The following is an 11,233-nucleotide window of genomic DNA, read 5'->3' as shown; positions in this document are numbered from 1 at the left end:
AGTAGGCTTTATAAAGGGGAAGAGTGCAATAAGCATTGCAAGGAATTATGGTGGCCGGAAAAAGAATTTTACTGGTCAGAATTTTTGGGCAAGAGGCTATTATGTCTCGACAGTTGGCAAAGATGAGCTGGCGGTTCGAGAGTATATTAGAAAACAAGAATATGAGGACCGCAGAATTGAACAGTTAAGACTGTTTGATTAATCACCTTTAGGTGATCCCCATTTTTTACCGCTTTGAGCGGTTCAGAATTCCATGCCACCGGCTTTGCCGGTGGTCGGTGACTTTTAATATGTGAGCAGTTATTGTTTATCTATGTGTTCAGTTTCTTTTTAATAGCTTATTTGCTTTTTTTATGGACATATAGAGTAATTAAATTTGTTTAAATGCTTAATCTTAATTGAGTATTATTTAAATAAATAACATGGGTTGATCTTTTATAGGATGATATATTAATTTGCAGCGATATATAAATGGTTGGCGTGAGACCCTTGACTGGTATCATAAAAAGATATCATCGTTGATATGACTTTTTATGATATTAAGAGTAATTACGCTCCGAATTTTGGATTTATTGGAATTTTATGTTGAATTTGAAAGTAAAACATGAGAGAAATAAACTAAGTATAAATAACTGTATGTATATACAGTTATATTGCTCCAAGCTGAAGGTGAGTCCATTTGTCATGTGATGTCGCCTGTAGTTGGATCAAGTAGTCATGTAACAATTAAAGCAAGGTTTTCTTGGAGGCACCAATGACAAATGGTATTGTAAAATGGTTTAACAATAGCAAGGGATACGGCTTTATTGCCCAGGAAAATGGCCCTGATGTATTTGTACACTATTCTGGAATCAGCGGAAACGGGTACAAGGCCCTGAATGAAGGCGATAAGGTTTCATTCGAAATAGAGCAGGGAAAAAAAGGTCCGGCAGCTGTTAATGTAAGAGTTCTTTAATTTTTTAGTCCTGATAATAATATAAAGGTCCTGTGGCTAAGCTACAGGGCTTTTTTTTTGAGTGATCTTAATATTCTGCGTATAGCTAAGCGTGAAGTCTTTTTAAACAGCTCCTTTTCCAGAGAACATGAGAGAGGATCACCTGTTTAAGTATGGTTGCCTGGTTCAACCCTTATGCTCCCGTATCTCCAGCCTCTTGAGGCTTTTTTTGACGGAGTCGCAAAAAGCTTAAAAAAGACCTCATCGTCATGCCGGAGTTGATCCGGCATCTTTGTATTTCCAACTATTTCTGGATTACGGCTCCCGTTTTTCAACTGGATAGGCCTGGGTCTGGATGACTGCAATCGGATAACCAAATAATATTTTGAATAAAGCATGGCCTTGTATGGTTAAATTGTCGTTTAAAAAGGCCAAATCATAGGGGATTAGAGCGTCCTTTGCTCGTAATTAGGCATCGATCCATCATACAACTGATGGGGCGAGGGCCTCCGGCGGGTCGCTTTTTAAAAAAAGCTCCGCAAAAACTTTCATCTAAAAACAGCGCATACACAACTTTCGGATATTTGCTTCTTGTAATAATAAGAATATAAAGTTTTTGAGGGGGCTTAAGAACGTTTTTACAAAAAGTTCTCCAAGGTCAAGAATTACAAAAAAGTTTATTATTTAGCTTTTCAACATCTAAGTGGAACACAGCCTTAAAAATATAGACAGTCGCACACTATCTTTTAATTTTTGATTTGCTTTAAATATCTTCATGGACTTAGAATCGACAATTAGTGCTATATACCTCTTTAAAGGAAAACGACCATGGAAGCTCGCCTGTTCTGGTTTATGGATATAGGTCCCAGGGATACCCAGGAAGATTGCGTGATGTTCGAGGACATAGTCAAACAGGTAGATCAGGGGCAGGGATCTAAAAAAATTGTTTCGGACTCTTTTATAGCCGCTATTTGCGATGGCCTCGGCGGTCATGATGCAGGTGAGGTCGCGAGCCGTTTTTTCTGTGATAATCTTGTAAAACTTGATCCTTCGGTTATTTGTTCTGTCATTGATGAAGAACTGATGAAAATTCAGATCAAATCCATTGATATGATTCCTTCTTCATGCGGTACGACCATCGCCGGAGTAATAAAGCATGGGGATAGGCTGTCCGTTTTTAATGCCGGTGATAGCAGGGTCTATCATATGAAGGGGAGCCTTTTTCAGGTATCCCATGATCATTCTTATGTTCAGGATTTAGTCGACAATGAATATATTTCTGAAGAAGACGCAATCGGACATCCATATAGAAATGTGGTTACTTTTGGAATGGGTCCGGTTTTTCAGAATAAGGAATCAGACAGAAGAATTTTTTTGCAAGAGGTCATGATACGGAGAGGCGAGGGGGTTCTCATCTGCTCTGATGGTATTTATGAATCAATCGGGCATTCAGCCATTGCCGAAGCCCTGTCAATACCTGAAAGCGGAGGAGACAGGCTGGTTAAGCTTTTATTTGATAATGGCATGAGAGATAATTCAAGTTTTGTTTATATATGGTTCCAGTGATATGCAATCCTAATTTCTATTTAAAAGGACCATTATTTGTATTCAGGATTTGATGATCTTGCAAAAAGTCAGAAAAGGGCGGTGGCGTTATACCCTGCTTGACCGGCATATTTGTATTTTCAGCTATTTCTGGATTCCGGCCTGCGCCGGAATGACGGGAATCGGGTTTTTTGCTATCCTGCAAAGATTGACAAAGCCTCAAAGAAGAAATCAAAATTATGATAGTATTCTGATGGCCTAAGCAAGTCAACGTGTGCCCCAAAATTAGATGAGGGACTTTTTACAGTCCATCAAAGATTACTCAATTTCCGGTAATCATGGAGAAAAAAATTTGAAGAATATCATTCACAAGTGTCTGCCGACTTACAAGGTTGGTGAAAAACTTGGGCAGGGAATATATGGCAGTGTTTACAGGGTTAATGACGGACTCAAGGAAAGAGCCGTCAAGATTGTCCCTTTGATTGTTGAACGATCAGTTGATCTTCCTGGTCCCCAGGCTCTTGATTCAAAGGTGTCCATGGATTTTCTCGCAGTACAGGACTACTATGGCAAGATTAAAGGCGACGGGGTTGTGGAAATTTACGACTTTCATCTGGTTAACAAGAGGGTGGCAAGGGATCATGCTGCTGCGGAACTCGTCATCCTTATGGAGTACTGCCAGGATAATCTCAATTCGGCTGTTGTGGACAATTTCCCACTTGAACCATCCATATGTATTTCGTGCATGTTTCAACTTGCATCACTAATACGCAGACTTGTCAGAATACCCGGAGATGTTTTTGTAATATCAGATTTGAAACCAACAAATATACTAATTACAACAGCAGGCGACCTTGTGATTGGGGATTTAGGCGGCCTGAAAAGGATAAGCAGTCTTTCCGCCACTATAGCCGCACAGTTTTCGCCATCATGGACAGCTCCCGAGATAATGCTTAGAGGAGATGCCCCGAGCATCCTTTCAACAGTTTACGCCTTTGGTCTTGTTTCTTTTTTTATTTGGGAAGGAAAACAGCCGTATCCAGAGGCCGATTTTTTAAGCCGGATTTCTTTAATCAGGGATGGTGGCGTTAAATTATCCCGTCAGGATATCCCTTCTGAGTTAAGAGCTTTGATATCAAGATGCCTTGCTTTTAATCCCAAGGACAGACCAAGGGACTTTGATGATATTCTTAACAGGCTTTCAGAAATAAAATCACAATTTTTGAGAAATGCGTCTGGAAATAAAGGCATATTGAATCAAGTCAAGCAGGAGCCTCGTATAAACGACCACAACCATTTGAATTATTCCCAAGGCTCTGACAATGAATCTGTTCCTTATTATGCAAATGAGAGGCTGAAAAATGCGAAGCCTGGAGATCAATGGAGAGAACCTTTTCTTGCCATTGAATTTGTATGGGTACCATCCGGGATATTAATATTTGGAGACAGCCGTGAAACCATTGAACTTGACGGCTTCTGGATCAGCAAATATCCTGTTACCCAGGGCCAGTGGAAAAAAATGATGAACACTAATCCTGCTCATTTTGCAAAGGGGGATAATTATCCGGTCGAGAGGATTTCATGGAATGAAGCCCAGTCTTTTGTCAATAATCTGAACAACAAACATTCCGGCAGATATGTTTTTGCCCTGCCACAAGAGGCTCAATGGGAGTTTGCAGCAAGCGGAGCCAATAACTCAGCCAATGATTATTCCGGGTCAAATGAGCCTGATGAGGTCGCATGGCATCGTTTTAACAGTGATCTTTCCACCCAGCCAGTAGGCAGAAAAAAACCCAATGAGCTTGGGGTATATGATCTGTGTGGTAACGTGATGGAATGGTGCGAAGATTTTTTCAACACCTATGATTACAACTCTTCCGGCTCAAAGGAGATTTACAGAGTCAGTAAAGGCGGGAGCTGGCGCCAGGATCCGTCTTCATGCAGAATAACTCATCGCCACAAAGCCGCAGCAGGACTTGGATATTCTGATCTTGGATTCAGAATTGTCAGGAATAGTTGACGGCTATTTCATTTCTAAATATTCACACATGAATAATAAAAAGGCGTATAAGGAATAATTATCCTAATACGCCCTTGAATTACAGATTTATTGATTACCTGTCTACTGATTGATCTGCGCGTTTCGCCTTTGTATGTACCCATCCCTTATCATTACATAAGGATCAAATGCAGCTTCTTTAATCGTTTCATAATCTCCGATTCTGTCAGATGTGGCGTTTATAGTATCCAACCCCTTCATAGATATAAAGAGTCCAGCTGGCGCTTCTGAAAGGTAGACGGTTGGATCAACCCCGTATGATATAAGCCCTCCTGTAGTATCTCTAAGCGTAGAAGGACCTAAAAAAGGCCATACAATATAAAAACCATTTCCGATTCCATATGAACCGAGTGCTTGCCCAGGATCTTCAGCAGGCGGGTTCATTTCCTTTACATGTGCGGTAAGGTCAAAAAGTCCTGCAAGACCGAATGTTGAGTTAACTAAGAATCTTGCGAGTTCGGCTTCGGCCTCTTTGCCTTTGCCCTGCATTACGCATCCCAAAAATCTACCAGGAGTTGAAAAATTTCTGAAAAAATTTCTTACCCCTGCTCTGAAAAAATCAGGTGTTATGAACTTGTAGCCTTGAGCAACAGGTTTTAATAACCAGAAATACATTTTATCATTGAATATGAACATCGGTCTGTTGAAAAATTCTATAGGATCATTTGAAACGTCTGATTCAACTCCGTTGTCTTCTCCATATAAGAACGCCTGATCCTCTTCTGTGGTATTTTTTTCTGCTGCGATAGAGCAAGTCGCGTTGAAAAATACAGATACAATGGCAAGGATCAGGAAGAGCCTGGAAATATATTTAAATGTTCTTGTTATCATAGAGTGTCTTTATCACTTTGTGCTGCCGCTTGCCCCTTGGCCTTTATTTCAATATTTTTTTCCTTGAGCCTTTTTATAAGGTCGGCAGGAGTTTTTTTGGCCAGAAAGGATGCGAACTGGGTTCTGTAATTCTTTACAAGGCTGATGCCTTCAACCTTTACGTCATATATGAACCAGCCCGAATCTTTTTTAAGAATATTATATTCCATCGGGATATTTCCGTTTTGTTTTATAACCGCGACTTTAATAACAGCCTTGTTGCTGTCCTGGATTTCCTGGGACACATATGAAATAGTTTCGTTATTATAGGAATCAATTTTGTTAAGGTATGAGGTTCCCAAAAGTTCTGAAAAAGCATCTATAAAATCATTCTTTTCCTGTTCTGAAAATGTATTCCATGGTCTTCCCACGGTTCGTATTGATATGGTTTTGAAATCGAATATTCCGTACACGATATCCCATATCTCTTTTTTTGCCTTTTCCTTGTCCAGCTTGCTGTCTTTTTGGGCCTTAAGAATCTCAATCACCTTGTCAATCTTGACGGAAAAACTTTTCATTGGTTCTTCCATGGCAGAAGCAGATGCTCCCGAAACAGTGACAGCCAAAAAAATGGATATAAGTAAACAGTATATTTTTTTCATAACTCCTCCTTTTGCTAAACTCCGCCGAACACATATTTGCTTATCAGTTCTTCGATATCAAGCGCTGACTCAGTATCGTTAATTGTATCTCCGCTTTTAAGATTATCCTCCGCACCTCCTGGAGTTAGTTTTATGAATTTGTCACCAATCAACCCCGCTGTTTTAACTGAAGCTATTACGTCGCTTGATACTGGTATAGTGTTTGTTATTTTAAGAGTAACTATTGCGTCCTGCTTTTTAGCATCAAAGGCAATATCTCCCACACGGCCTACTTCAACACCGGCCATTTCAACAGACGCTCCTTTTTTAAGACCGCTGACTGACTGAAATCTGGCCTTGAGAAAATAGTAATCCGTATCCATCATTTCCATTTTCCCGAGTTTTATGGCCATATAAGATATGCTTATTATTCCGATAAGCATGAACAGGCCGACTGTAAACTCAACATAACTTTTTTTCATAAATGCCTCGTTTATATGCTTATTTCATAAAATTTTTTACTGTCTGTTTCAGCAGATTCAAAAAGCTTTTCAATATCACTTGCGGAGTCTGCCTGGGCAAAACCTGCGCCGATTGAAAATCTGACTGGAGATAAGGTCTTTGTACCAATCAAATCAACCGGATTGACCTTCTTTGCAATATCAGCGCAGATTTCCTTTGCCTCCTCAATAATTGTATTTGGCATTAAAATCATTATTTTGTTCATCCCATATCTTGAGCAGATGTCTGTAATCCTGAGCAGCTTATTTATGCCAGATGCGAAATCCCTGATTAATGCCTGGATAGCTTCATGGCCAGTAAATCCGGTTGTCTCATTATCTGATTCAAATGTAAGTATTACAATTGAGAAGGCTGACTGGCCAAATTCCAGTCTCGCTATTTCCTCGCTGAACCTTCTGTCTCCGTGACACTTGGGGGGGAGACCTGTCAAATCGTCATGACTGCATTCCGTGCCCCTTATGAACTCCTGAATGTTTTCATTTTTGTCTTTAAAAATATTCTGGGACAGACCTTCATAAATTATTTTGCCTTCATCAAGCATGGCCACTTTTTGCGCGATATAAAAAACATCAGGAATTTCATGGCTTACGAGCACGCAGGTAAACCCGAGTTTTTTCTGGTAATCCGAAATCATGCTGTGCACGGCATTTTTTCTTATGGGATCAAGCCCTGTGGTCGGTTCATCAAAAAGAACCGTCTCCGGATCAGTAATAAGTGCCCGGGCAAGAGCCACTCTTTTTTTCATTCCACCTGATATCTGGGAAGGATATTTCCCTTCAATCCCCATGATATCCAATTGTTCCATGCGCTGAAAAACTTTTTCCCTGATAATTTTATCTTTGAAAAGTTTTTTTTCTGAAAGAGGGAGCGCAATATTGTCATAAATCGTTATCGAATCAAAAAGAGCGTTGCCCTGAAAAACATAGCTGAATTTCGACCATATCTGCCTGAGCTGTTTTTTATTTATTTTGCTGAAGGGCATTCCCTCAAATATTATTTCACCATCATCCGGCTGAAGCAGGCCAATGATATGCTTGAGAAGAACGCTTTTGCCCTCGCCGCTTTTACCTATTATGGCAGTAATCTCGCCACGGTTTATGGACATGTTCACGCCGCGGAGAACCTCAAGATTCCCGAATGATTTTTTTATGTCTTTTATTTCTATTAATGGTGAAGGCATATTTTTTAAAGTAAGAATGATGTTAAGATGTAGTCTGCAATAAGAACAAGAATACAAGAGTTTACAACCGCAGACGTGGTTGAAAGGCTGACGCCCTTTGACCCGAAATCACCAGTTCTGAGATGGGTAAAAAATCCATTGTAACAGCATACTGTATTTACAATAGCGGCAAAAGTCACAGCTTTTATGAATCCTCCTGTAACATCAGCCATTACAACGCTTTCTACGGCACGGTAGTAATAGATATAAGGATTAATTCCAAGAAGAACAGAACCTGTTATAAATCCTCCTGCTATGCCCACGATGTCGAAAATTGCGGTTAGTATGGGGAAGCAGATCAGGGCAGCCCCGATTCTTGGTGTTACAAGAAATTTTACGGGATTGATATTCATGGTCTCAAGCGCGTCTATCTGCTCTGAAATCCTCATGATACCTATTTCAGCTGTCATTGCAGATCCAGCCCTGGCTATAACCATTATCGCGGTAAGCACAGGTCCGAGTTCCCTGACAAGGGTGAGCGCGACAGCAGTTCCAAGCAGGCCTTCCGATCCAAATTTTACTAGTGTGTAATAACCCTGAAGACCAAGAACCATTCCTGAAAAAAGAGCGGTCAGGCATATTACAAATATCGATTTGAAACCAATGAAGTAAATCTGTTCTATGATTTTAACGATTGGTAACGGATAGGTGAATATCTTGAGTAAAGATTCCGTAAAAAAAAGACCGGATCTCCCAAGTGCTTGAAAAAAAGAAAGGGTCTTTCCACCCAGATTTGTAACAGGATTGTTTCCCATTGAGAGCCGCACGTATGTAAATCCCCAATTAAATAATGTTGTGCCGTTTTAGAAGGCATACATTTCTGAGTTTATAGACAATATTTATTTTAAAAACAAGTAAGAAGAAGTAATCTCAATTTTGTTTTTTATAAACCATGTTTCTTTAAAAGAAAATAATTCACACAACTTAAAATATTTGATATCGGAATATAATTGTTCAGAGCATAATGTCATTATTTTTATACGAAATTACTGATTTATCTTCTTTTTTTGAAGACATCGTAAAAATTATTTGAATTATAAAGCCTTAATAAAATGAAGCATATCCATAAGCCCCTTATTTTTATGGCAGGGAATCACTCTGCAAAAGATGAAAACGATCCGTCCGAGATTCTTCAAAGCAAGTTCAATGTAATGTTCGCTGCTGATGAGAAAGAAATACAAGGATTAACGGGGCTTGCCGGAATACCTGAGCTCATAGTGCTTGATTCAAGCGTAGATCAGCATGCGGCCTGTTCTCTTTGCAGAAAAATCAAGGAAGAAAATTACACATGCCGGGTTCCTGTCCTTTTTATAAAAGACTCAAAAGAATCTGAGAATGAACACGTATATTTTGATGATCCTTGCTCGTGTTTCATAACCAGGCCTTTTCAGCCATCATCCCTTGTCTCTCTAATCAAGCGCCATATCAGGGATAATAAGGTCTATTCCAGCAGAAGCATAGATATCAAAGAAAGAATTCTTAATGAGGATATGCTTGACGACGATAATATTTCCGGCTTTTATGACAGATATGTTGCTTGTAATTACTGCAACTCCAGATTCAATATGGATATGCTCAATCTCACAAGGGACATAGCTCTCCTGATTACATTGACCGGTAGAATTCTTACGGTTAATGACAGGGCGGCAAAGGTTTTTTCGGTTGATCCTGATTATATGATTGGCAAGACCATAGACGATTTTGTGGCGCCCGAAGTATCAGACTACATGCGTGAGCAGAGGGGTGAAATATCAAGAACCGGAAAATTCATGCGGTTTTTGCATCATTTTAATGGACGGGTCTACGATTTCTGTCTTTATCCAATGAGATGTCCTGATGGTGTAATAAACATAGCCGGTGTTTTTGTGAGGGATGTGACAAATATCAAGCTTCTTGAGGATAATATCCACAGTCTGACCCAGGCAATGATCAAAGCCCAGGAATCAGAGCGACAGCGAATATCCATGGATCTTCACGACAATGTTGCCCAGGAACTTGCCAGCCTTAGAATCGAGATACAGAATTTCCTTGCGGATAATTCAGAGATGCCAAGGGAAATGGTTCAGAGGATATCCAAATGGTCCAAGTCCATCCAGAATACCATCATAGAAATAAGGGACATTTCCTATGATCTGAAACCACCGGTTATAGATCAGCTTGGATTTGTCCGTGCACTCTGCCATTATGCCGATGAGTTTCAGCACAAATACCGTGTTCCCGTGGATTTTTTCTCAGCCGGCGTTGAAAAGCTTGATCTTTGCTTCGAAATTCAGATAAACCTCTACAGACTCGTGCAGGAAGCCCTTAATAATATCATTAAACACTCAAGGGCTACCCAGGTGGTTATAAGGATTGTTGGTTCATATCCGAACCTTATAATGCGTATTGAAGATAATGGTCAGGGTTTTGACGTAAAAGACAGGATAAAAAGTGCGGCAAGGGAAAAAAGAATGGGATTATGCGGAATGGAAGAGAGGGTCAGGCTGCTTGGCGGACGATTCTCAATCCGGTCTATTCCTGGTGAAGGTACAAGGATTTCTGTCACAGTTCCTTACATACGTGACTTTGAGAACGCATCCCTCATTCAGGTTATTTAGCCCCAGAAAAAAATCCTCAATAATTATGACAGTGGCCACGGCCGCTGTTTTTTTGTTCTGTTCTTCAGTATCTTTTTCCAGCGAAATGATAAAAGTAAAGGATATGAACGGAAGAATAGTTTCTGTTCCCGCAAATCCCTCAAGAATCATCGGACTTTCGGCAAGTATTGTGGAAATAGTCTATGATCTTGGAAAAGGGAACCTGCTTGTCGGGGCTGTCTCATACAGTGATTTTCCTGAAGAAGCTAAAAGGCTGCCAAGGGTTGGATCATACAGCAAGCCGGATCTTGAGAAGATTATCTCCCTTAAACCTGATCTTTGTATTGCCATGAAAGACGGTAATCCTGAGGAATCCGTAAAAAGAATGGATTCACTTGGTATTCCTGTATTTGCCGTGGACACCGCCAGCCTGTCCGGGATTTATCAGGGCATTTCTGCCATTGGTGACCTTCTTGACAGAAAAATGGAGGCTGAGGGTCTGATTGTTGCAATGAGGAGCAAGATAAGTGCCGTAGAGAAAAGGGTTTCCTCATTCAAAGAAAGGCCTGGTGTTGTTTTTGAAGTAAATGAGGAGCCTCTTATTCTGGCGGGTAAAAACACGTTTATTGACGAGATGATCAAAACCGCAGGCGGAGTAAATCTTGTTAGTCAGGGCGTCGATTACCCGAGACTCACAAAGGAAAAAGCGGTTTCCATGATGCCTGAAATAATAATAATAAGCGGAATGACAGAGGAAACCAGAAAGAAAACATGGTGGTCGGAATTCAAGGATATTCCTGCTGTTAAAAATCGAAAAATACACAGAGTGTCTCCGGATATTTTCTTAAGACCCACACCAAGGATCGCGGACTGCATCCAGAAACTGTCATGGATAATCCATCCCGATAATAATCAGCCGGAATAACT

11 protein-coding genes are annotated in these 11,233 nt (G+C 40.3%); 6 read left to right on the top strand and 5 right to left on the bottom strand.

Annotated elements, in window-relative coordinates:
- The 4 genes from K245_RS0115760 to K245_RS26820 form a co-directional block, all read left to right on the top strand.
- A partial coding sequence (locus K245_RS0115760; protein ID WP_027360005.1) for a transposase occupies positions 1-202 on the top strand: 202 nt, incomplete at its 5' end.
- Between the two features lie 552 nt (positions 203-754).
- A complete protein-coding gene (locus tag K245_RS0115755; RefSeq protein ID WP_027360004.1) occupies positions 755-955 on the top strand; it encodes a cold-shock protein in 201 nt (66 codons plus the stop codon).
- Between the two features lie 807 nt (positions 956-1,762).
- Positions 1,763-2,500, top strand: coding sequence for a PP2C family protein-serine/threonine phosphatase (locus K245_RS0115745; protein ID WP_027360003.1), 738 nt, complete (start codon positions 1,763-1,765; stop codon positions 2,498-2,500).
- A 331-nt stretch (positions 2,501-2,831) separates the two neighbouring features.
- The gene (locus K245_RS26820; RefSeq protein WP_198013904.1) at positions 2,832-4,499 is read left to right on the top strand and encodes an SUMF1/EgtB/PvdO family nonheme iron enzyme; all 1,668 of its coding nucleotides are present in this window, start codon (positions 2,832-2,834) and stop codon (positions 4,497-4,499) included.
- A gap of 102 nt (positions 4,500-4,601) precedes the next feature.
- On the opposite strand, the gene K245_RS0115730 is transcribed toward K245_RS26820, so the two are convergent.
- Genes K245_RS0115730 through K245_RS0115710 form a run of 5 tightly spaced genes read right to left on the bottom strand, consistent with a single transcriptional unit; the run spans position 4,602 to position 8,485 of the window.
- The gene (locus tag K245_RS0115730) at positions 4,602-5,369 is read right to left on the bottom strand and encodes an MlaA family lipoprotein (RefSeq protein ID WP_051284206.1); all 768 of its coding nucleotides are present in this window, start codon (positions 5,367-5,369) and stop codon (positions 4,602-4,604) included.
- On the bottom strand, positions 5,366-6,010 hold the full coding sequence (locus tag K245_RS24870) for an MlaC/ttg2D family ABC transporter substrate-binding protein (RefSeq protein ID WP_051284205.1): 645 nt from the start codon (positions 6,008-6,010) through the stop codon (positions 5,366-5,368). Before K245_RS24870 ends, K245_RS0115730 begins: the two co-directional genes overlap by 4 nt.
- A gap of 14 nt (positions 6,011-6,024) precedes the next feature.
- On the bottom strand, positions 6,025-6,471 hold the full coding sequence (gene mlaD / locus K245_RS0115720; RefSeq protein ID WP_027360000.1) for an outer membrane lipid asymmetry maintenance protein MlaD: 447 nt from the start codon (positions 6,469-6,471) through the stop codon (positions 6,025-6,027).
- An 11-nt stretch (positions 6,472-6,482) separates the two neighbouring features.
- Positions 6,483-7,691 (bottom strand): ATP-binding cassette domain-containing protein, encoded by a 1,209-nt coding sequence (locus tag K245_RS24865; RefSeq protein WP_035277419.1) that lies wholly within the window; start codon positions 7,689-7,691, stop codon positions 6,483-6,485.
- A gap of 5 nt (positions 7,692-7,696) precedes the next feature.
- Complete coding sequence (locus K245_RS0115710) at positions 7,697-8,485, bottom strand: MlaE family ABC transporter permease (protein ID WP_027359999.1); 789 nt, start codon at positions 8,483-8,485, stop codon at positions 7,697-7,699.
- Positions 8,486-8,782: 297 nt separating this feature from the next.
- Here K245_RS0115710 and K245_RS26815 point away from each other — a divergent pair, with 297 nt between their 5' ends.
- Both K245_RS26815 and K245_RS24855 read left to right on the top strand, forming a co-directional pair.
- The gene (locus K245_RS26815) at positions 8,783-10,327 is read left to right on the top strand and encodes an ATP-binding protein (RefSeq protein ID WP_051284204.1); all 1,545 of its coding nucleotides are present in this window, start codon (positions 8,783-8,785) and stop codon (positions 10,325-10,327) included.
- A 103-nt stretch (positions 10,328-10,430) separates the two neighbouring features.
- The gene (locus K245_RS24855; protein WP_198013903.1) at positions 10,431-11,231 is read left to right on the top strand and encodes an ABC transporter substrate-binding protein; all 801 of its coding nucleotides are present in this window, start codon (positions 10,431-10,433) and stop codon (positions 11,229-11,231) included.
- Positions 11,232-11,233 lie beyond the last annotated feature (2 nt).

The sequence above is a fragment of the Desulforegula conservatrix Mb1Pa genome, assembly GCF_000426225.1.
Classification (GTDB): Bacteria; Desulfobacterota; Desulfobacteria; order Desulfobacterales; family Desulforegulaceae; genus Desulforegula; species Desulforegula conservatrix.
This window is presented reverse-complemented; position numbering and strand designations above follow the sequence as displayed.